The following is a 21729-nucleotide window of genomic DNA, read 5'->3' as shown; positions in this document are numbered from 1 at the left end:
TGCCGCCTGAAAAATACTTTCAAAAGGGCGTTATAAGTTCTCTAAAGATATTTGGGTCGGTTCTTGTCCATCATTCATATACGCTTTAAAAATCTCGCTAAGCTCACTATCGTCTAAGCCTTCTAGCTCATCGATAGCGCTTTTACGCAGCGTACTTAATTCTACCTCTGCGGCTTTCTGAACTTCTTTTTTTGTCTGCTTTTTAACGGATTTTTTTGCTGGTCTTGGCGCGTCCATCTTTTCTACTGCGCTACTATCTAATTGCTGACGAACTTCGTCGATATCGACTGCTACCTGCACGATATGCGAGTTACCATCATTTAGGTCGGAAAATACATTAGGGATAAATAAACCACCGTCTTTGATGATTGCGGTATATTGCACGTCTATGACCTCCGTCATTTTTATTCTTTCTGTGTTTTAATTATGGCTGGCGAGTCGCAAGCGCCTCATATACTTTGTTATTTTCTCTTTTGCCTACGGCTAATACATAAACCACGACGACATCATCTTTGACGGTATATACCAGACGATAGCCGATGGTGCGTAGTTTGATTTTATAGGCGTCTGTACGTCCTGAGAGTTTTGACGCAGGCACACGCGGATTTGCTAACCGCTGCTGTAATTTTTTCTTAAACTGCTGCTGAATACTGGGCGCTAGCTTTTTCCATTCTTTTAACGCCAAAGGATGAAATTCAAGATTATAAGTCATCCAATGTAACCTTTACAGGTATTTGCCCGTCATTCATCCGTGTGCTGACCGTTTGGCTTAATGCCATATCGTCCATCGCTTCCATCATGCGCTCATACATATCTGTGGAAACCAAGTAAGCCACGGGTTTGTTGTGGTTTAAAATAGCAATGGATTCACCGTCTGATTGTTTAATCAGGGCTGAAGGGTTGGTCTTTAACTCTGAGATACTGGCTGTCTGTGTTGCAAATATTGGTTGCATGATTTATTCTCCGCTAATATTACGCTCTAAATATAGGGCTAATATTAGCACGAAAATTAGGTCTTAATTGTTAATCTATTTGCGCGTAATTTGTAGGGTGTGCCTTGCGCACCTTTAAACACAATTTTCATATCATCGGTGCGCTGGGCGCAACCTACATCACGAGCAAACATAAGCTATAAAGTTGGATATTTTTGTGTAGGTTGGTGTCGCAAGCTCCATTCAACCCACACTGGCTATGTTTGCTATAGATTTGCTGTAATATCTTTCACAACAATACCTTTTTCTTCATAAATTTTAAATATGTTATTTAAATATTCTACATTAGATTGAGGTTTGCAAATTTTGAATAACTCCATGCCCGCCTCAGTCAAAAGACAAGCACCAACTGGTAATTTATTATTCATTTCCTCTGGAACTTCAAACAGCATTGTTTTATTGAAATACTTATAAGTTAGCTTTTTGTTAATTATATTTACTATATAGCTCTCCGAAGAACTTATTGTAATCAGGCCAATTGCTTGTAAATGATTCAAATCAGAGAAAAGTATATCGTTTTCAAGAAGTATTTTGTCTTCATTGATATTAAAAACAATAGGACATGGAAAGCCTAAATTCCAAACAAACTGACAAAACCTACTAAAGGTTTCAGCTTCTGCTTTACTTATATTTGATACTATACCGATAGTTCTTTTTGAGAATGCTCCAGGCCTAGAAGCCTCGTCAGTAAGTATTTTCGACCACATGGTTTGCATTACTTCATCCGAAATATTCTCACATTTATCAAAAAAGTTTGCCAACCAGTCTTCATTAAGACTATCAACCTGAGCATCTTCAGGTAGTTCTTCAACTGTTTTTTGAATGATATTTTCGATATTATTCTGTTTTCTTGTTTCTTGAACTAGCATACGTTGCATAGCTCTATGCTCTACTTCATTCTGTAAATCTAAACCTGCAAGTACCGTGATACGATGCGCTTCTACTTCCGCCTTAGCATTCCTTCTTATTTTAGTTGGTTCGTAGATAACACCAATAGCATTAGATATTTTTTCAATTAATGTGGTCACAGGTTGCGATAAATCGCCTAAGTTTATTAAAGAATTACCAGTAGTCATAATCTGCTTTCCATAATCAAGTATTCGACTAGTAATAGCAGCAACTTGAGTTTAACTTTGTTAAATTCAAGTTGCTCTATATTTTATATAACTCTAGATCTTACATGCACCGCCAGCACAATCATCTTCCATATCCGCTTGCGCATCATTCGCACCATCACGAGTGTTGTGATAATACAACGTTTTCACGCCAAGCTTATACGCGTTTAGCAGATCTTTAAGCAATATCTTCATTGGTACACGGCCACCTTCATAACGAACAGGATCGTAGTTGGTATTGGCAGAGATACTTTGATCGACGAATTTTTGCATGATAGCGACCAGCTTTAGGTAACCGTCATTATTCGGCATTTGCCATAGTAGCTCGTACTGATCTTTTAGCTTATCAATCTCAGGCACGACTTGTTTTAGGATGCCATCTTTTGACGCTTTGATAGACACCAAACCGCGTGGTGGCTCGATACCGTTAGTCGCGTTGGCAATCTGGCTAGAGGTCTCAGACGGCATCAAGGCAGTTAGGGTAGAGTTGCGCAGACCATGAGTGGTAATCTCAGTGCGTAGCGTTTCCCAATCGAGATGTAGCGGCTCTTGGCAGATTTGATCCAAGTCTTTTTTATAGGTATCAATCGGTAAGATACCTTGCGAGTAGGTGGTCTCATTAAAGGCAGGGCATGCGCCTTGCTCTTTGGCCAGTTTGTTCGAGGCTTTTAAGAGATAAAATTGCAACGCTTCAAAGGTTTGATGCGTTAGACCATGCGCGCTGCCATCTGAATAGCGTACGCCATTCTTCGCTAAGTAATACGCATAGTTAATCACGCCAACGCCTAAGGTACGACGACGCATACTGCCGTTTTCAGCCGCTTTCACTGGATAGTCTTGATAGTCGAGCAGGGCATCAAGGGCGCGGACGATTAGTTCGGCTGGCTCTTCGATATCGCTAACATTTTCAACTTTGCCTAAGTTGACTGCTGATAACGTACAAAGGGCAATCTCGCCAGTTTCGTCATTGATATTATCAAGTGGCTTGGTCGGTAGCGCGATTTCCATACATAGATTTGACTGGCGAATCGGTGCAACTGTGGCGTCAAATGGGCTATGGGTGTTGCAATGGTCGACGTTTTGGATATAGATACGACCAGTGCTGGCGCGCTCTTGCATCATTAAGCTAAACAATTCCGTTGCTGGAATTTGACGGCTACGAATGTTAGGGTCATTCTCGTACTTGGTATATAGCGCTTCAAATTTATCTTGATCTTCAAAGAATGCATCATATAAGCCTGGAACATCAGACGGTGAAAACAGCGAGATATCTTGACCTTTAATCAAACGGGTATACATGGTTTTATTTAGCTGGACGCCGTAGTCCATATGACGGACACGGTTGTCTTCGACGCCGCGGTTGTTTTTTAGCACCAATAATGACTCAACTTCTAAATGCCATAATGGGTAGAATAACGTCGCTGCACCGCCGCGTACGCCGCCTTGTGAGCAGCATTTCACCGCCGTTTGGAACAGTTTGTAGAATGGAATACAGCCAGTATGCTGTGCTTCGCCGCCACGGATAGGGCTACCAAGGGCGCGGATACGACCAGCGTTGATGCCGATGCCAGCACGCTGCGACACATAACGGACGATGGCACTGGTGGTGGCGTTGATAGAGTCTAGGCTATCACCACATTCGATTAGGACGCACGAGCTAAACTGGCGCGACGGCGTACGTACACCTGACATGATGGGCGTTGGTAGCGAGATTTTAAATTGTGAGGTCGCATCATAAAAGCGTTTGACATAGCTTAAGCGCTCGCCCTTGTCATAATTGGCAAACAAACACATGCCAACGAGCATATATAAGAACTGCGGGCTCTCGTAAACGGTTTTGGTCACGCGGTCTTGGACAAGGTATTTGCCCGCCATTTGCTCAACGGCAGCATAAGCCAAATTCATATCGCGCCAGTGGTCGAGGTATGCTTCTAATTCATTAAATTCTGCGCGGCTATAGTCGGCTAGGATATGTTCGTCATATTTACCAGCATCGGTCAACGTTTTGACATGGTCATACAGATGCGGCGGGGTAAATTTGTTATAAGCAATTTTACGTAAATGGAAGATGGCCAAGCGCGCGGCTAAATACTGATAGTCAGGCGTGGTTTCAGAGATAAGGTCGGCGGCTGACTTGATGATGGTTTCGTGAATATCACGCGTTCTGATGCCATCATAAAACTGAATATGCGACTTTAGCTCAACTTGCGATACCGACACATTATCTAAATCATGAGCTGCCCACTCGATAACCTTATGAATTTTGTCTAAATCAATGGGCTCTAAACGTCCATCACGTTTGGTTACTTTGATATTATCGATATGTGTCATGCTGACCTCGTAAGTTGATTGCTAGGTAGTTATTTATAATGTTGCTTTATAGGCTGCTGCGCGGTTAAATCTGGCAGACATGCTTTGTCACGCTATCTTTCAGACGCTATCTGTTTTAAGACAAGATATCCTGTCATGGCAGATGTTTTTTTAGGCAAAACGATGCCGCAGCTCATAGTGACGATTCAAATCACTGAGCACTACATATAGCGTATTTGTTAGTAGGTGGGCACAATATAGCGGGAAAATTTTGAAAATGCTATATTGATTTTAAGGGCAAACTATGTTGATGCGAGGGTAAAGCGTGTCCAAATTTTGGCAAAGGACGATGGGATAAGGGTTAGATGCCGATAAGAAAAATAATAAAAGTTTTGTAAAAAATGGCGCGGATTTACTTTTTATTGTTGGCTAAATTTATAAAGGCCAATTGTCTAAATAGCAGTTATATTTCGGGTGGAGATTGTACCGCAGACAATAAAAAATCGCCACCCATATGAGTGACGATTCGGATGAAAAACGGGCTAGATTTTATAAAATTAACAAAACTGACTTTAAACCACCATACGTACGGTTCTTGCATTATCAAGCGCCGCATAAAGCGTGTTCACTTGCTCAACGGTGGTTAAGTATAAATTGGCACGTACCGAATGGAAGCGTCCTGTTTTTGAGGGTTTGACTTCCATAGAGGCCAAATCAAACTCAGGGAATTGGCTACCCAAGATAAGCTTCACTTCATTAAGCAAGCTTTCGTGCTCACCTTCATGACCGATGATGCTCATTGGATAGTTCATTGGGAACTCCCACAGCTCAGGGTTTTGCACATCGGTTTTTTTGCCTTTTAAGATACCGTCATTAGCGACCAATTCTGTCACTTTAACTTCTCTTTTCGACGTTGGACTAGCATTGCTGCCTTGACTTTCGGTGCTCGAGTTGTCAGTGTTTGGAGTAGTGGTGTCTTTTGGATCATCAGTCATGATGTGGTCCTTATTTTTTATTGAAATATGATAAGCGCTTTATGCACCATTTATAAGGGCGTTCGGCGTATTATTCAAGTGTCAGCCAGCGATAACGCACATTAAAACCGTTATTTTTTATAACCACAAATTGCCACGTAGTCGCCGCGATCATAGCCTTCGATGACCTCTTGGACTTTGTCGTTGGCATACATAGGATGGGTCAATAAAGTCTGCGCATATTCAAAATCAACGAAACCATTGGCTTGCATTAAGGCGAGTTTTTCATCAGAGGTACGCCAGTTAGCTGACTTCACCAGCTCGATAGGATAAGGATCAGCAGGCGAGATGTGCGCAAGTAGTGGATGCTCCCACGTATCTACCGCGCTGGCAAGGTTATATAAGCTGGCAAAGCCACTTTCTTTTGGCACATCAATCAGGATAAGTTTGCCGCCCGTTTTTAGAGCGCCAAAGGCTTTTTTTATACAGGCATCTAAATCGCTGATATAGCTGACGCTGCCGTTAAACATGATGATGTCAAACTTATTGGGCTCAATCTCGCAGGTTTCGGCAGGGCTGATATCTACTTGTAAGCCGCGCTTCTCAGCGACTTCAGCCATATCTTTTGACGGCTCGATACCATATTTGATATGAATGTCATAGTCTTTTGCCAGTAGAGACTCAAACAGTCCGCTACCACAGCCGACAGACAATATCTCACTGTCTTTATCTAAGAAGTGAGCGACCAGCTTTAGCTCGCTGGTCAGCAGATTTTGATTGTCAAAAAACCAACTGTCATACGCGCTTGCGTGTTCATCGAATGCTGCCATGATGTTTCTCCTTGTGGATCGTTATTATTGATCATTATTTTTGATTCTAGAGGGCTTTTTTAGAACCAAGCCAGATTGTTTATAAATTAAGACAAATCTAACGCCTGCTGCCAAAAATTGACTTCCATACGCGCTGCGGCATTAAATAAGTATTGGAACTTGGCTGCTTGAGCAGGGCTGGCATCGGCTAATAGCGTATTAATTTGTGCTTCGTTTTGTGCGGTAATTACTTGAAACTCCTGACTGGAAAACACGTCAATCCATGGCTGATACGGATTATCAGCGATAGATCCTTGTTCTTTTATAGACTTACCAATTTCCCCATAACCCATCAAGCAAGGTGCAATTGCAGCATAGAGCTCAGCTAGCGAGCCTGACATTGCCGCATCTAAGATATAACGGCTGTAGGCAATGGTGGCTGGCGATTCAGGAGCGTTTTCAACTTCCTCAAGCGCGATTCCCCACTGCTGACAAAAGTCTAAATACATGCCAATTTCCAAATCAAGCATGGCGTTGATACCGGCTTGACCGACGCGCATTTGTGCCAGCGTGTCGCTCTTATATACGCTCAGTGCCATCACGCGGGTATAGTGAATTAAGTATAAATAGTCTTGCACAAGGTAATGGCGAAAGCTGTCAGGGGCGAGCGTTCCTGCTGCCAGTTGATTGACAAAATCATGTCCAATATAAGCATCCCAAGTCGGACAGTTATTGCGTAGTGTTTGGTAATCCATAGTTTTCACTTACTGTTATAAAGTGCAGTAAGCAAATGGCAGAAAAAAAGAGATAATAAGGCACAATAAATTTGCCAGTCTAGGTTAAATAGATTGGCAAAACATAAAGTAATTGTGACTTATATATCGACACGCTTGTTTCCTACGTCAGTGCTAACTGCATCAGGTTCGCGGGTAACTCTCAGCCATGATTTTGATTGTAGTTAAAGCGTCAAAATCAAAGCACCCCGACAAGGTTTTTATGATTCAAATGTTGGTCTTTATGGTTATAAGATGACCAAGCGTCCCTATGATAGGCGAGAACAGTCATCATTAGCAAGCGATGCTCAAACAACCATATATAAAAGTAACGTACATTTAGAAAGTTATTTTTTAGTAAGCTGCGCAATGGCAGTGTGGTAGAGCATCAGCATGGCTTTAAAACGGCGCTCATATAAGCCTTCTGCATATAGTAGCTCCACACTTAAGCTATCGATAACGCCTAAATAGGCGTCGGTATAAAGCGCTAGTTGCGCAGAGTCGAGCTCATAAGGCTTCAGAGCCAGCTGTATTTGCTCAGTCAACACCTTTATATAGACATTAAAAGTCGCCGCGCTGGTATTAGTCAAATGCACAGGTGCGGCATAGGCCATGCGAATTAAAAACCGTAAGGTAATTGCGCTTTCATAACGTACTTCAAACGCTCGGCAATACGCTTCACCGGGAGCAGGGAATTCACTAACCGTCGCAAAGCATGATTCAATAAATGCACATTCTAACTCGAGCGCATCTTGTAGTAATTCTAAGTATATCGCTTCTTTACTGGCAAAATGCGTATAGAGAGAGGCTTTGCGGATGCCCACAGCCTTGGCAATATCACTGAGTGATGCGCCCTCATAGCCGTGCATAAAAAAAGGCTCAAACGCGGCATCAATAATACGTTGCTTAGCGCTTGAGCGTGGTTTATGACTTTGCATAGGCCTCCTCTAATGATGGTGTGGCGACAGTGCTATCAGGTTTTAAACTTCTAGAACTAAAATAAACCAACGCCAAAATAATCGGCCCCATAACACCTAGCAAGATTAACCAATATAAAGTGTTTATTTCGACCAATTGTCCCGCGATGGGCGTGGCAGTAGATGAGAGTAACATAGGAATGGCGCCCAATAAAGCCGCGCTTGAGCCCAAAGCGCTGCGCTGCGAGTCCATTGCAATTGCCATCAACGTCGCCTCCAATACGCCAAGACCAAATAATCCCAAGGCAATGCCAGTGACAATACCGACCAAACCCATTGATAGTAGATAAGCGACGATGCAGACGGCACTACCGAGCATCATGACACCGGCACCGATTAAAGCCAAATGTGACGCTGATATTTTTTTGACCAAATAAGCGGTGGAAGAAGCACCTAAAATTAGACTGATGCTGGTCAAGCCAAAGACAAAACCAAATTGCTCTAGGCTAAGACCGTAGCCGGTTTGATAGACATAAGCAGAACCACCGATGTAGGCAAACAAAAAGAAATACACCGCAGATAGCGCAAATAGATTAAAGACAAAGGTTTTGTTTTTTAATATAGCGATATAAATGCCTGTAATATTTTTTATATTTAATTGAATGCGCTTGTCTTTTGGCAAAGTTTCTTTGATATTCAACAGCGTATTAATCAGCACAATCATACCTAACGCCGCCAAAATAAACATGACGCCGCGCCAACCATAATGCGCACCGACGATACCACCGATTGCTGGCGCGACGATTGGACCTAATGCCACAATGGTATTTAATAAAGCATAAATTTGTGCCGCTTTTGGTCCATCGACTAAGTCGCGTACCATGCTCATCACCACCACGATAGCCATCGAGGCGCCAAGACCTTGCAAGATACGGGCAAAGATTAGGCTTTCAATACTTTGTGACCACATCGCCCATACGGAAGCGCCAATATATGCCAGTAAGCCTGCAAATAATGGTGTGATGCGCCCGATGGCGTCAGATACGGGACCAAAGACCAGTTGCCCTAAGCCCATAAAGATAAGAAAGACGGTCAAGGTGATTTGTGTGGTGGCGTAGGAGGTATTGAGGTCTGTTGCCATGTTTGGCATTGAGGCTAAATACATGTCAATCGCTGCAGGGCCAAGCGCCACAATGATGGCAAGAGAGATGACGGCTTTGAGATTGATGTGTTTTACATTGGTTTGTTTATTCATAAGAGTGCACTACTAACTATTTATCTATTTAACTTTGTATAACTACCGAACGGTAGGTAGTTATACTCGCTATTTTAAATAAAGGCAATATTTTTATGAGTCAATTGCTTATGTAATGCTATAGCGGCTTAATATTCAATAGATAAAAGCTAATAATTAACTACTAACTACCATTAAATAACAGGCACAAAAAAGCTGAGACATGCTCAGCTTTTTTGATGTAATTTTAAGAAACTTTTAGACAATGAAGCATGTCTAGATAAATTAGTCATTTTCTAAGAACGAGCGCAGATGCTCAGAACGTGAAGGATGACGCAATTTACGTAGCGCTTTTGCCTCAATCTGACGGATACGCTCACGCGTGACATCAAACTGCTTACCGACTTCCTCTAACGTATGATCGGTTGGCATATCGATACCAAAGCGCATTTTAAGGACGCGTGCTTCACGCTCAGTCAGATTGCTCAAGACATCACGCGTGGCTTCTTGTAGACCAGCCGCCGTCGCATCGTCAACTGGGCTTGAAATCGTACCATCTTCGATGAAATCACCTAGGTGTGAATCTTCATCATCACCAATAGGTGTCTCCATTGAGATAGGCTCTTTGGCAATTTTGAGCACTTTGCGGACTTTGACTTCGTCCATCTCTAAGCGTTCGCCCAATTCCTCAGGTGTCGGCTCACGTCCCATTTCTTGTAGCAACTGACGAGAGACACGGTTTATCTTATTAATAGTCTCAATCATATGCACAGGGATACGGATGGTACGCGCTTGGTCAGCGATAGAGCGGGTGATTGCCTGACGAATCCACCATGTCGCATAAGTTGAGAACTTATAACCACGGCGATATTCAAATTTATCGACTGCTTTCATCAGACCGATGTTACCTTCTTGGATTAAGTCCAAGAATTGCAGGCCACGGTTGGTATATTTTTTAGCGATAGAGATAACAAGACGTAAGTTAGCTTCGACCATTTCTTTTTTGGCGCGGCGTGCTTTAGCTTCACCGACAGCCATACGGCGTGCGACGTCTTTCATATCATGGATTTTCATATCGAGCTGCTGCTCGTAGTCACGAATGCGGCGCTGCAATAAAATCACATCGTCGGCGACTTTTTCTAGCGTGCCAGCAAACGCAGGCTTACCTTTAATACGTTCAATCAGCCAATCGACGTTGGTTTCATTGCTTGGGAAAGTCTTACGGAACTCGTCACGCGGCATACGGCCACGGCGAATCACCAAACGCATGATTTGACGCTCATGCTTACGCACATCGTCATAGACATCATGCATGATTGCCATGACTTGGTCTGATAAGCGATTATTGAGCTTGAGCATCATAAAGCGCTCAGCAAGCAGGGCATAAGCTGCTTCCGCTTCTACGCTACCACGGCCATAATCAAGCAAAGCTTGCTTGGCTTTGATAAACAGGTTCTCAATCTCTTCTAAACGCAGACGAACTTCTTCTGGGTCGATACCGCCGGTTTCTTCTTCGGCTTCTTCTTCAACCTCTTCTTCGTCTTCATCATCATCGTCAAGCGCCAATTTGGCATTGGCTTTTGCTTTGATGACAGGCGGATTTTCTTTTTCTTCTTTGATACGCTCGCGCTCTTCTTTTGCTGCGTCTTTGGCTTCTTGTGCGGCGATTTTATCTTCTTCGGTTTCAGGGTCTAAAAAGCCTGTGATAACGTCGGACAGTTTTTTCTCGCCGTCTTGTACCTTTTCGTACTCATCAAGGACAAACTGTACCGTACCCGGCCAGTAAGCCATGGCATGCTGTACGTCACGAATACCTTCTTCGATACGCTTAGCAATGGCAATCTCGCCTTCGCGGGTTAAAAGGTCAACCGTACCCATCTCACGCATATACATACGCACAGGGTCAGTGGTGCGACCCGGCTCGGTCTCAACCGAGGCCAATACTGCTGCGGCCTCATCGGCTGCCATGTCATCATCGCTTGAATCATCGTTCATCAAGATGTCATCAGCGTCGGGCGCAGATTCAAAAATTTTAATGCCAACGTCCGTTAGCATTTGCACGATATCTTCAATCTGATCACTTTCAGTAATAGAGTCGGGCAGTTGGTCATTCACCTCGGCATAGGTTAAATACCCTTGCTCTTTACCCATTTGGATTAAGGTGGCCAGTTGAGATGTGGACTTAGAAACTGACTTATCGTTCATAAATACTCGCTTGCTTGTATCGGACATTTTTATATTGTGACTCGCTAACGCTTACGGGTGCGTTGATATAATCAATCGATTCATCAAAATATGGCGTAAAGGTTGTCAATAATAACAAAAATGAGTGGATATGAATAAAGGCTCAAAATACGACAATTACAATACTAAAAAACCGCTAAAAATTGTTCCTGCATAAATACGTCAAAACACGCTCACCTAAAAAAATACCGTTACTTAAACTTGCTTAAAATGGCGGTTTAAAATCTAAAAGCATTTAAAGTGAATAGTCTAAAAAACGCTTTAAAAGTTGTTCGCTAGAATTGCGCTTGCACCAAAGATGCTACTCAATAATATGGGCGTATTGTTATCTATTAAATTGGGCTAGAAATATACAGCGACACAGTTTAACACAGACCAGCCTCATCAAGCACAAGCTAGTGAATCTCGCAGGCATTTATTATCTGTATTGATGATTATTTCTTAGCCATGACGTTTTTATCATTTTTTAACCAGCGCTTGCTTTGGCGCTCAATATGCAACTGGGCATAATCATTAATAGTGGGGGCAACTGCTGTGCTTTTAAAGGGCCACCGATGATAAATAAAATTTTGCCTAGCTGTTAAGATTTCACCGTGGCCATTTGTGCTGAGCGTTCCGCGTGCTGTTCGCGTAGCCAATCATTCAATAACTGTGATTGCTTACGGACAATTGCCAGTTTTATGTTGTCTGGGTTTTTAACCAAGTCTTGAATTTTTTTCTTCATATGACGCTCAAGAAGTTGACTGACCAGCTCTTCGACCAAGCCATCTAAACTTAAAATATTACGAGCAGTAAGGGCTTTATAAAAAGCGCCCCAATCACCGCTAAGCGTTTCTTGGGTGCTTGGTTTGACATTGGATAAAATAAAGTGCGCCGCAGCATTGGCGTCTTTTGGCAGATAATTAAGACAGCGCTTAATGGTGCTGACGATATCGAGCAGAGCATTATCTTGCAAATCTTCCCATGCCAGTGGACGCAATATATCAGCAGAGGCTTTTTGTTTAATATGCGCTGGTAGCTGCAGCTCATGAATACCTGCCTGCTGCCAAATGGCTTCGATAGGGTCATCGATTAAGGTGCGCGGCTGGAATAAAAAACACAGCTGCAGCTGCTGACTGATGGTCATCTCACCATCGAAATCTAACAGCGCATCTCTTGCGTCTTTGTTTTGATTGCGCCTGCCGCCAAGCTTTTGATAAATATCATTGTTCAACAGATAGCGAAAGCTGCTACCTTTCGGCAGGGCAGTGGTCAAGGCGCGCACTTGTGACATCAGCTTGGCTTTGCCTTCGACCAGACTTAAGTCATAACGCTCACTCAAATAAGCAAAGATATATTGCGATAGCGGCATGGCATTGGCGATTTGCTCGCGCATGGCGTCCGCGCCCTGACTTTTGATAAAGGTATCAGGGTCATGGTTATTCGGTAGGGTTAAAAACCGCAGCTCTTTATCATCGCCAAGCACAGGCAGCGCGACTTCAAGCGTACGCCAAGCGGCTTTTTGCCCTGCGCTATCTCCATCGAAACTCAATGTCAGGGTAGGGTTTAATGTCAATAGCCGTGATATTTGGCTCTCATTAATCGCCGTACCCATCGACGCCACCGCACCATAAATGCCGGCTTGATACAGGGCAATGACATCCATATAGCCTTCGACTACTAACCATTTATCAGCGCGCTGCTGGCGAGATTCATAGTAGCCATATAGGACGTGCTGCTTATGAAAAACGGGCGAGTCAGAGGAGTTAATATATTTGGGTTTTACTTCGTCATCAAGCGCGCGACCGCCAAAACCAATGGTGCGACCTTGGTTATCGCGAATTGGGAAAATTACCCTGTCACGCAGTAGGTCATAGTCGCGCCCAGATTCTGATTGGCGTACCAAGCCTAGCGCTTTAAGCCCCTCGATATCTTGCGGGAATTGATGCTCAAGATGCTGCCAACCAAAGGGCGCATAGCCGAGACCAAAAGCCTCAAAAATATCTTCGGTGATACCGCGCGATAAAAAGTAATGCTTGGCATGCGGATGAGTGGTGAGATTATGCTGATAAAACTGCTGGATTTGCTCTAATAACTCGTAAAGGTTGCCGTCTTTATCAGAGACGCTAGTTTCATCATAAAGAGCAGTAGTATCAGCAGCACTACCACCACTGGTCAACCATGCAGGCGGATAACTATTATCGTCTTGATCGTTAGCACCTTGATAATGAGTATCGTAGTCATCGGCTGTATAAGGCATCGAATCATACGCGTCTAATGGCGGATAATTTTCATAATTATCATTATAAGTTGGCGGCTGCATATCAGCAGTTGGCAAGTTTGTGGACGTTAAATTGTCAGCTACGGGCTGGCTATGAAACGCTTGCGGTTGCATTGCCGCTGCCGATGTTGTTGGCTGAATAGCGAGTCTTGGCTTGGTTACCGGCTTAGCTTTTGGTTTAACGGGCGCGCGCTGATAGCTGACGTTTTGCTGCTCTTCTTTTGGCACTTCGATGCCCGTTTGTTTGGACAGCTCATTAACCGCTTCGATAAAGGTTAAGTTTTCATAGTCACGTAAAAAACTGATGGCATTACCACCAACGCTACAGCCAAAGCAGTGGTAGATGTTTTTTTGTGGATTGACATAAAAAGACGGCGATTTTTCGCCATGAAACGGGCAGCAGCCTTTGTACTCACTACCCGCACGTTTGAGCGTGGTATGACGCCCAATGATACTGATTAAGTCAGCTTGGCTATTTAATTGTTCGAGAATATGGTTAGGAATGCTCATACAAAAAACAGTTTACCATAGGACGATTATATTAAGCATCGACAATCAGCTACAAAAAACTGACAGTAGATAAAAATTATAAGAAGTAAAAACAGAAAAATAAGGCCAACAGAACGTTGACCTTATTTTTGATGATAGGTACTAAGCGTCTAAAATAGACGCGAGCCGTATCAATTTACTCAGCAGGTAATGTAGTACGGCGTACAGGATTCATGTTTTGTGGGTCGACATCGGCTTCTCTAGCAGTATCGCCAGTGCTCGATTGGCTCGTCACGCGCTCGGTCGATGCTTCAGGCAAACCTAAGCCTACATTGATACCACTATTGGCACGCTTAGGAGACATATTTAACGGTGCGTTAGCATTTGCTGCAGCCGCATTATCACTCGGCAATCTTAATTGATTGGCATTGCGAATCACTTGGGTTTTGGTGGCGCCATTGTAGTTACCTGACGCAACCGAGGTATCTTTATTAAAGCGGTTTAATTGTCCAAAGGTGAGTTTATTAAATAAAGTACGCTCACGTTTGGTATTGAGCTTGACGCGTCCATCAGCGCTGAGCATGTTTGGATAGTTGATTTGCAATAGCGTCTTATACTCATTTGCTAAGTCATTAAGACCGAGCTTTTCATGGCTATAAGCCAATACGGCGAGGGCATCAGGCACAGATTCACTTAATGGATAATATTGGAATACCCATTTAGCTCGGTTGACCGCAGCGACATAGGCTTCACGCTCGACATACCAGTTGGCTGCACTCATCTCGCTTTCGGCAAACTGATTATAGATAAAGGTCATACGCTGAGCAGCATCGGGCGCGTAAGGACTGTTTGGGTATTTATTGATAAGCTCTTGGAAGTTAGCAAAGGCAATACGCAAATAGGCGGTATCACGCTCAGCTTGATTGAGCTTAAACAATTTTAGACCTTCAGACGAGCCTTGCATATTGGCCACGCCGCGCACGTAGTAAGCATAGCTGACTTGCGGATTAGAAGGATATAGGCTAATAAATTGCTCAGCGCTGGCCGCAGCCGCCTCGAACTTCCCACTTTCGTATTGGGCGTACATCACATCAAGCAAGGCTTGTTCGGCATATTGTCCCGTTGGATAAAAAGTGCGCAGATTGTTCAAATCTTCGATAGCTTGCGTATAGCGACCCTTATCAATCTGAGCGATGGCGTCATTATAATAACCTTGCTCAGACTTCTCAGCAGTGGCAACCGCATCCACGTCTTTACCGCCAGTTAGGTTTTTAAACGTTTGACAACCCACCAAGTTGACGCTTAACGCCAGTAAGGTGATTGAGGACAGTTTGATAAACGTATTGCCAACAGCTTGCATACTTCTTCTCCGACACAAGACGCGTAATAGCAGCGACGCTATTAGGCTAAATTATAAAAGGGTAATAAGGGTAATAATAAAAAACGATGCTGGCGGCATCCATTAACGGTCGGCTACTAAGTAAGCGCTAGCAATTAGCGCACTTATTATCCACATCGTTTTATCAAATGCAGTTTTGCCAATATTAATAAAATAAATTATTTTAAAAGTTCTTATTTTAAAAATCAGTGCCATAGCATACAGCAAAACAACGCTTACTTTATAGAATAACGCATGCTTCGTCTATTTTTTCGTTATCTATTTTGTAGTTAAAGGCCTAATGCTTTATCTGTGTTAGCTTCGGTCTGTAGTTTAGCATGAGCCGTCGTCACGAGCGATATTGAATATGGCTGACAAGGACAAATATACAGTAAATTACAGCCATGTCATATTTTAGAGAGCTAATCTACCAAACAATGCCATCGGCTGGCGGCTTAACTTTTATCACTTTTCATAGATTTTTAACACGGCTCACCACCTTTGAAAAGAAGGTAACGATAAAATCGCAGATAACACGCAGCTTCTGTAGGGCTTAGGCGCTTGGCATGTTACACTATGACGATATAACTGCTGCTTTTTTCGACCGTCCTTATTTTTGCTGGTCTGTAAGCGCCAGTCCACTTTCTTATCTCGTTTTCTTATGAAGTCGGCTTATAAAGCTGTAAGTGACTTTGCCCTATATCAATCCGCTATGAATAATGATGCTATGACGACCAATTCCCTTAAGAAACAACCGTTAGATACCGATATATCAGCACAAGAGTTACCAATGCCAAATGAATTATTAAATGACCATCAGCGCGCGCTTGATGAGCAAACGCCGGACATATCCAATGATGAGTTGGATGAATTGGTCGATGACGATATTGTCGACGATGAAGATGAATACGAAGACGAATACGAAGACGAAGACAGTGAGGATTCAGTCGTAGTTGCTGGGCAAGCGGTTCCGGTCGTTATTGATGTCACGCATACCGTCATAGAAGACGAAGCGGGCTTACGTATTGATAAACTGGCATCAAAAGTATTTGCCGATTTCTCGCGTGCCCAGCTGCAAGGCTGGATTACTGATGGCAGCTTGCTTTATAACGGGACGGTACAAAAACCGAAAATTCGTGTCAAAGCAGGTGATGTCTTGCATTTATCGACGACACTGCAGCAGCATAGCGAAGATCAGCCAGAAAATATCGATATCGAAGTTGTCTATGAAGATGATGATGTCCTAGTGATTAACAAACCTGTCGGTATGGTTGTCCATCCGGGCGCTGGCAATCAGACCGGCACTTTGGTCAATGCGCTTCTCTATCATTATCCGCAGCAGCACCACTTGCCGCGGGCTGGATTGGTACACCGCATTGACAAAGACACCTCGGGACTGCTGTTAATTGGTAAAACCAAGCCTACGCAAATGGCTTTAATGGAGCAGTTAAAGGACAAATCTGTCTATCGTCATTACCAATGTGTGGTTGCAGGGGATGCGGCAAGTTTACTGCGTCATCGCCGTATTGACGCGCCGATTGGTCGCCATCGCAATCAACGTACCAAAATGACGGTGATGACGGCAGGGCGTGAAGCGGTTACGCATTTATTGAATGTCACACCGCTGAACGATAACTATTGCCTATTAGACGTCGGTCTTGAAACGGGGCGTACCCATCAGATTCGTGTGCATCTAAGCCACATTACCTATCCGATAGTCGGTGACCGTGTCTACGGTGGGCGTCGTCAATTGCGAGCAGGCTTAACAGAAGCGCAGCGTCAGGCAATCAATAATTTCCCGCGTCAAGCATTGCATGCTTATACTTTAGGTTTCGTGCATCCAACGACTGGTGAAGATATCGAAGTTACCACGCCAATCCCTGAAGACATGCAGCAATTGATGGCGGTGTTAAGCGAAGGTTATGACGAAGAATAAAATCTGATGAGCTCTATTAAATAATGACATTCGTCTGGTAACAATCTGGCTGTAATGCTCTAATAATAACGATAAGACTGGTGCACTGACCATGCCTAACATAACAAACAATCTGCCTGTCACCTTAGTTGCTCAGCTTGATGACGTGACGGTTTTTCAAACGGCAGCTTTTAGCAGCGATGATAGTGAAGCGGCTAATGAGGTAGATAATCAGGCAAATTATGGTGCGCTAAATTTAGGCTTGCATGTCAATGATAACGCCAAAACAGTCTTAAACAATCGCATGCGTCTATTAACGGCGATTAATGAGCAATTAGCGGCGGGGCAGCGTGCGCCAATTAATAGCTTGCACTGGCTCAATCAAGTTCATGGGCAGCAGGTTTATGATGTCGATGCGACGGCGCTACCTATACGCCCGCTAGATGCCGATGCCATGGTCAGTCAGCAGGCGGACTTGGGGCTTGCGATTATGACCGCCGATTGCGTACCGTTAGTTTTATACCAGCCCGCAACGGGGCAGATAGCTGCTATCCATGCAGGCTGGCAAGGGCTGGCGTGCGGCGTCATAAAGGCAACCGCCGAGCGCTTTGATGCTGATAAACCAATCACGGCATGGATTGGCGTCTGTATCAGTCAAGAAAATTATGAAGTCGGCAGCCAAGTACGAGATAAGTTGCTCGCAGGCTGTGTAGATAATCAAGTCTTGTCATCACAGCATCTTGAAAGCTTTGAACAACGTTATGTCTTAGCATCTGTAGCGGACAAGATTAAACTGAACCTGCCAAAGCTTGCCGCTGACCAATTAAGTGCAGCAGGCATTACCGTTAGCAATCAATCCGAAATACCTTGCAGCTATGCGGATTCGCATTATTATTCTTATCGACGTCAAACGCATCTTGGCCAGCCTGCAACCGGACGTATGGCATTGATTATTACCCGTAGCGCTTCTAGAGAGTTGGCTTGATTCAGCTCTTGAGCTTCTATTTTTATTTCATTTTTAATTGTCATTATTAGAGTTCGTATGAATACACCTGACACACCGCCTGCCATTTTAGAGCATGAGAACAATCTCGCTAATATATCGATGGCGGTTATTTATCATAGTAATTATGGGCATACCAAACGCGTTGCCGAAGCAGTGGTGACGGGCGCGCGTCAACAATTACCAGATTCGCAGGTTAAAGCGGTCGATGTGCATGACGTTGATTGGGATTTTGTCGATCAGGCGGATTTATTGGTGTTTGGTAGTGCTGTGTATATGGGCAGCGTGACCGCAGGCTTTAAGACTTTTATGGATGAGACTTCTAAGCGTTGGTATCACCGTAAATGGGAAGGCAAGTGGGCCGCAGGTTTTGCCAATTCGGGCGGTCTGAGTGGTGATAAGCTTGCCGTCCTGCAGCAGATTTGTCTTTATGCCATGCAGCACGGAATGAATTGGATCGGTTTACCACTGATGCCAACAGGACATGAAGCGCATGATTTAAATCGTCTTTCGAGCTTTCTGGGTTTGATGACGCAGTCGCTAGATGGACCGCCTGAAGTCACGCCTGGCGCAGGCGATATTGATACCGCCATTTGGTTTGGCGATCATTTGGCCAAGACCATTATCAAGCATCAGCCCAAACAACAAATAGTCATTGCAGAAGATTAAAGTTACGCCAATCTCAACTTATCGTAGGCTTTTGATTTTTATAGAATTTAAAATTCTAATTGTTTTAACTGAAATTTTAAAAACTAAGTAAACCAATACCTTAGAAAAACAAGTTGAGAGTGGGGTTAAAGTTAAATATTTCTATTGATTATTAATAAGTTACAAAAGCAGCTATCAGACCGATAGCTGCTTTTTTTATTGGCCATTATTTGTAGTAGAAGAGATTTGAATAGAAATAGCGTTAGCGGGTCGGCGCGCGTTGGATAAATTTTCCACAATAAGCGTTTTAGAAGACACCCTTTTAGAAGAAACAGTTTTAACAGGTATCGGACTTTCGACGAACTGAAAAGATTGGCAACCTGTTACAGGAATTGTCGCTGCCAACGTAAATATAAAGAAGAGTGATTTCATAAGGACATCTCGAGCGTTATTGGCAACATGGCAATGGTTGGCGATATTAAACAGCATTTATCATAAATAAAATGCTGCATCAGTTAAAAGGGTTTTTGCGAGTAGGGTAACGCTTATTTGGAATGTAAGGTGGATGACAAACGGTCGCTATGTATCCATTATGTACGCTTAAAACCTGTAATAACAAGTACAGAAGTCCTTTTTTACTATATATAGCGATTTATCTCCACGCTTTAATAATGGATTTCATAAATTTTCTAGGTTTAGTAATTGTTTTTTAAAGGATTAATTATCTTGCCCAAATTCATAATATGAAAATATATAGTGATTAAATATAAATTAAATCTCTTAAGAGGTTTTTTAACTTTTGTAAAAGTGTGCGGTGAATGAGTTACTATTTAAGTAATAGTGGCGAAATAGTTTTACATTAGTGGGGTGAGCAGACATTGTTTAGAAACTATCTCTATTAAGTTGTTTTATCACGCCACTTTATTAAGCATTTTACTGGACGATTTGCTAAATCATGTAATGGATTATCCGTTGAGTACTGACGCCATTGTCAATAATTTTACTCAATATCAAATGTCTTATCCTGACCAATCGTTCTAATAATAATTACAACACCCTAGGTGCCAGCTATATGAGGATATTATGAAGCCACTTTCTGTGATGTTATCGATGCTTGTCATTGGTATTACCTCCAGCGCCGCGATGGCTGAAGGTGCTAACCTTCCTAATGCCAATTTACCCGATGCTAGCTTACCTAATGTAGGCCCCGCCAATAGTGAGCTTGTCAACCGCGGTGCCTATATTGCCCGTGCCGCTGACTGTATGGCTTGTCATGGCGAAAATTATACGGGCGGCACAGCGATTGAAACCCCTATGGGGAAAATTTATTCAACCAATATTACCCCTTCTAAACGTTACGGTATCGGCAATTATACCGAAGCAGATTTAAAGAACGCTTTACAAAAAGGCCGAGCGCCAGACCATATGCTGTATCCTGCCATGCCCTATCCTTCTTATAGCGGCATGAAAGAAGAGGATATCAGCGCCTTGTTTGCTTATCTACAAACCGTACCGGCTGTCGATGAAGCGCCTAAGCAAGAAACCAAACTACCCTTTCCCTTTAATTTCCGTAGCTTAATGATCGGTTGGAACTTGCTCAATATACCCTCTACTGAAAAGCGCGACGGTCTAAATGAGACCCAAAAACGTGGCGAGTATTTGGTCAACAATCTCGAGCATTGCGGCACTTGTCATACGCCGCGTAACAGCACCATGGGCTTTGATAAAAAAATGTATTTATCAGGCGCACCACTTGGTAATTGGCATTCGCCAAACATCACCCCTGACGAGTCGAGCGGTATCGGCAGTTGGAGCGAGCAGGATATTATCACGTATCTACGCACCGGTGAACTTGACCAGCGCGCTTATGCAGGTGGACCGATGGGTGAAGCGGTCGCGCACAGTACGCGTTATCTTAAAAATGAAGATTTGAGCGCGATTGCCTCTTATCTAAAAGCCATCCCTGCTATCCAAACAGAAGACAAGGTCAATAGCGTCAATGTGGCGCGCTTGCCAACGCCTGTGAACGAATCAATCACGCATGACTTACTGGCGCAAAAAGACTACTTGGCGCAAGCAAAGTCAGAAGTAAGTAACGGTAGTAACTCACCAGAAGCGTTATATTTAGCCGTTTGTGGTAGCTGTCATGGGGTTGATGGTTATGGCCAACCTGACGCGCGTTATGCGCCTATCGTTGGACTGAGCAGTCTGCGCCGCGAAAAGCCTGACGCTCTCGTTAATATGATTTTGCATGGGGTAGAGAGTGCAACCAATACTTCGCCTATCATGCCAGGGTTTTCAGAAGAGCTCAGCAGTGAGCAGATTGCGGGTATCACTAACTACGTCCGTACCAGCTTTGGCGGTCATGCAAACAGTGAGGTCAGTGCCGCTGATATTGAGCGCATCGCGTCTACAGGTGTCGAAAAGCCTTTTTTAATTAAGTACGCAGGCTTACTGGCGATTGTCGGCATCATTGTGGCGATATTGATTATTATCTTTATCGTGCGCGCCATTTTACGTTCTAGACGCCGCCGTTAATCATAGTTTATCAGTTGCAACGGGTTTAGAATTTATTACCAGACAAGGATTAACGGCAAAACGGTAGGGCATGACAGCTTGGCAAATAAGCGCAGAGTTAAGCCAAGCTGATCAAATTACAAAGACTTAT

The 21729-nt window shown here is 43.5% G+C and carries 17 protein-coding genes and 1 riboswitch; of the genes, 4 read left to right on the top strand and 13 right to left on the bottom strand.

Going from position 1 to position 21729, the window contains the following annotated elements; all coding sequences use genetic code 11:
* Positions 1–30: 30 nt before the first annotated feature.
* The 13 genes from RAH45_RS07960 to RAH45_RS07900 all read right to left on the bottom strand — a co-directional run bounded on the left by RAH45_RS07960 (position 31) and on the right by RAH45_RS07900 (position 15477).
* Entirely contained in the window at positions 31–402 is a 372-nt protein-coding gene (locus tag RAH45_RS07960) for a hypothetical protein (protein WP_306495117.1), read from the bottom strand.
* A 22-nt stretch (positions 403–424) separates the two neighbouring features.
* A complete protein-coding gene (locus tag RAH45_RS07955) occupies positions 425–712 on the bottom strand; it encodes a type II toxin-antitoxin system RelE family toxin (protein WP_306495116.1) in 288 nt (95 codons plus the stop codon).
* Entirely contained in the window at positions 702–953 is a 252-nt protein-coding gene (locus RAH45_RS07950; protein WP_306495115.1) for a type II toxin-antitoxin system Phd/YefM family antitoxin, read from the bottom strand. The genes RAH45_RS07955 and RAH45_RS07950 overlap by 11 nt, the downstream gene beginning before the upstream one ends.
* A 245-nt stretch (positions 954–1198) precedes the next feature.
* Entirely contained in the window at positions 1199–2068 is an 870-nt protein-coding gene (locus RAH45_RS07945) for a DUF2806 domain-containing protein (protein ID WP_289048418.1), read from the bottom strand.
* A 93-nt stretch (positions 2069–2161) separates the two neighbouring features.
* Positions 2162–4438: a class 1a ribonucleoside-diphosphate reductase subunit alpha gene (nrdA, locus tag RAH45_RS07940; RefSeq protein WP_306495114.1), complete on the bottom strand. Its 2277-nt coding sequence runs from the start codon at positions 4436–4438 to the stop codon at positions 2162–2164.
* A gap of 551 nt (positions 4439–4989) precedes the next feature.
* A complete protein-coding gene (locus tag RAH45_RS07935; RefSeq protein WP_286797783.1) occupies positions 4990–5301 on the bottom strand; it encodes a YbeD family protein in 312 nt (103 codons plus the stop codon).
* A 221-nt stretch (positions 5302–5522) separates the two neighbouring features.
* Positions 5523–6221, bottom strand: coding sequence for a class I SAM-dependent DNA methyltransferase (locus RAH45_RS07930; protein ID WP_306495113.1), 699 nt, complete (start codon positions 6219–6221; stop codon positions 5523–5525).
* 86 nt (positions 6222–6307) lie between these two features.
* Complete coding sequence (tenA, locus tag RAH45_RS07925) at positions 6308–6955, bottom strand: thiaminase II (RefSeq protein ID WP_306495112.1); 648 nt, start codon at positions 6953–6955, stop codon at positions 6308–6310.
* A gap of 122 nt (positions 6956–7077) precedes the next feature.
* A riboswitch (TPP riboswitch) is annotated at positions 7078–7195 on the bottom strand.
* A 125-nt stretch (positions 7196–7320) separates the two neighbouring features.
* The gene (locus tag RAH45_RS07920; protein ID WP_306495111.1) at positions 7321–7911 is read right to left on the bottom strand and encodes a TetR/AcrR family transcriptional regulator; all 591 of its coding nucleotides are present in this window, start codon (positions 7909–7911) and stop codon (positions 7321–7323) included.
* Positions 7898–9145, bottom strand: coding sequence for a multidrug effflux MFS transporter (locus RAH45_RS07915; RefSeq protein ID WP_306495110.1), 1248 nt, complete (start codon positions 9143–9145; stop codon positions 7898–7900). The genes RAH45_RS07920 and RAH45_RS07915 overlap by 14 nt, the downstream gene beginning before the upstream one ends.
* A gap of 264 nt (positions 9146–9409) precedes the next feature.
* Positions 9410–11329 carry an RNA polymerase sigma factor RpoD gene (gene rpoD / locus RAH45_RS07910; RefSeq protein WP_193029956.1) on the bottom strand — a complete coding sequence of 640 codons (1920 nt, stop codon included), beginning with the start codon at positions 11327–11329 and terminating at the stop codon, positions 9410–9412.
* Positions 11330–11948: 619 nt separating this feature from the next.
* Positions 11949–14138 (bottom strand): DNA primase, encoded by a 2190-nt coding sequence (locus RAH45_RS07905; protein ID WP_198328797.1) that lies wholly within the window; start codon positions 14136–14138, stop codon positions 11949–11951.
* A gap of 175 nt (positions 14139–14313) precedes the next feature.
* Entirely contained in the window at positions 14314–15477 is a 1164-nt protein-coding gene (locus RAH45_RS07900) for an outer membrane protein assembly factor BamD (RefSeq protein WP_198328798.1), read from the bottom strand.
* 745 nt (positions 15478–16222) lie between these two features.
* Here RAH45_RS07900 and RAH45_RS07895 point away from each other — a divergent pair.
* The 4 genes from RAH45_RS07895 to RAH45_RS07880 all read left to right on the top strand — a co-directional run bounded on the left by RAH45_RS07895 (position 16223) and on the right by RAH45_RS07880 (position 21599).
* Positions 16223–17431 (top strand): RluA family pseudouridine synthase, encoded by a 1209-nt coding sequence (locus tag RAH45_RS07895; RefSeq protein ID WP_227678251.1) that lies wholly within the window; start codon positions 16223–16225, stop codon positions 17429–17431.
* Positions 17432–17522: 91 nt separating this feature from the next.
* Positions 17523–18395, top strand: a complete 873-nt coding sequence (locus RAH45_RS07890; protein ID WP_227678250.1) for a purine nucleoside phosphorylase YfiH/LACC1 family protein — start codon at positions 17523–17525, stop codon at positions 18393–18395.
* Positions 18396–18452: 57 nt separating this feature from the next.
* On the top strand, positions 18453–19082 hold the full coding sequence (locus RAH45_RS07885) for a flavodoxin family protein (protein WP_198328800.1): 630 nt from the start codon (positions 18453–18455) through the stop codon (positions 19080–19082).
* Between the two features lie 1062 nt (positions 19083–20144).
* The gene (locus RAH45_RS07880) at positions 20145–21599 is read left to right on the top strand and encodes a cytochrome c (protein WP_305935576.1); all 1455 of its coding nucleotides are present in this window, start codon (positions 20145–20147) and stop codon (positions 21597–21599) included.
* Positions 21600–21729 lie beyond the last annotated feature (130 nt).

Source organism: Psychrobacter sp. van23A, assembly GCF_030845275.1.
In the GTDB taxonomy this organism is placed as follows: Bacteria; Pseudomonadota; Gammaproteobacteria; order Pseudomonadales; family Moraxellaceae; genus Psychrobacter; species Psychrobacter faecalis.
The sequence above is the reverse complement of the archived record's forward strand: the minus strand, read 5'-3'. Positions and strand labels throughout refer to the sequence as shown.

Excerpts from the sequence above, each read along its gene's own strand:
- RAH45_RS07960 (WP_306495117.1), bottom strand. The coding sequence starts at position 402 with ATGACGGAGGTCATAGACGTGCAATATACCGCAATCATCAAAGACGGT.
- RAH45_RS07955 (WP_306495116.1), bottom strand. The coding sequence starts at position 712 with ATGACTTATAATCTTGAATTTCATCCTTTGGCGTTAAAAGAATGGAAA.
- RAH45_RS07950 (WP_306495115.1), bottom strand. The coding sequence starts at position 953 with ATGCAACCAATATTTGCAACACAGACAGCCAGTATCTCAGAGTTAAAG.
- RAH45_RS07945 (WP_289048418.1), bottom strand. The coding sequence starts at position 2,068 with ATGACTACTGGTAATTCTTTAATAAACTTAGGCGATTTATCGCAACCT.
- nrdA (WP_306495114.1), bottom strand. The coding sequence starts at position 4,438 with ATGACACATATCGATAATATCAAAGTAACCAAACGTGATGGACGTTTA.
- RAH45_RS07930 (WP_306495113.1), bottom strand. The coding sequence starts at position 6,221 with ATGGCAGCATTCGATGAACACGCAAGCGCGTATGACAGTTGGTTTTTT.
- tenA (WP_306495112.1), bottom strand. The coding sequence starts at position 6,955 with ATGGATTACCAAACACTACGCAATAACTGTCCGACTTGGGATGCTTAT.
- RAH45_RS07920 (WP_306495111.1), bottom strand. The coding sequence starts at position 7,911 with ATGCAAAGTCATAAACCACGCTCAAGCGCTAAGCAACGTATTATTGAT.
- RAH45_RS07915 (WP_306495110.1), bottom strand. The coding sequence starts at position 9,145 with ATGAATAAACAAACCAATGTAAAACACATCAATCTCAAAGCCGTCATC.
- rpoD (WP_193029956.1), bottom strand. The coding sequence starts at position 11,329 with ATGAACGATAAGTCAGTTTCTAAGTCCACATCTCAACTGGCCACCTTA.
- RAH45_RS07905 (WP_198328797.1), bottom strand. The coding sequence starts at position 14,138 with ATGAGCATTCCTAACCATATTCTCGAACAATTAAATAGCCAAGCTGAC.
- RAH45_RS07900 (WP_198328798.1), bottom strand. The coding sequence starts at position 15,477 with ATGCAAGCTGTTGGCAATACGTTTATCAAACTGTCCTCAATCACCTTA.
- RAH45_RS07895 (WP_227678251.1), top strand. The coding sequence starts at position 16,223 with ATGACGACCAATTCCCTTAAGAAACAACCGTTAGATACCGATATATCA.
- RAH45_RS07890 (WP_227678250.1), top strand. The coding sequence starts at position 17,523 with ATGCCTAACATAACAAACAATCTGCCTGTCACCTTAGTTGCTCAGCTT.
- RAH45_RS07885 (WP_198328800.1), top strand. The coding sequence starts at position 18,453 with ATGAATACACCTGACACACCGCCTGCCATTTTAGAGCATGAGAACAAT.
- RAH45_RS07880 (WP_305935576.1), top strand. The coding sequence starts at position 20,145 with ATGAAGCCACTTTCTGTGATGTTATCGATGCTTGTCATTGGTATTACC.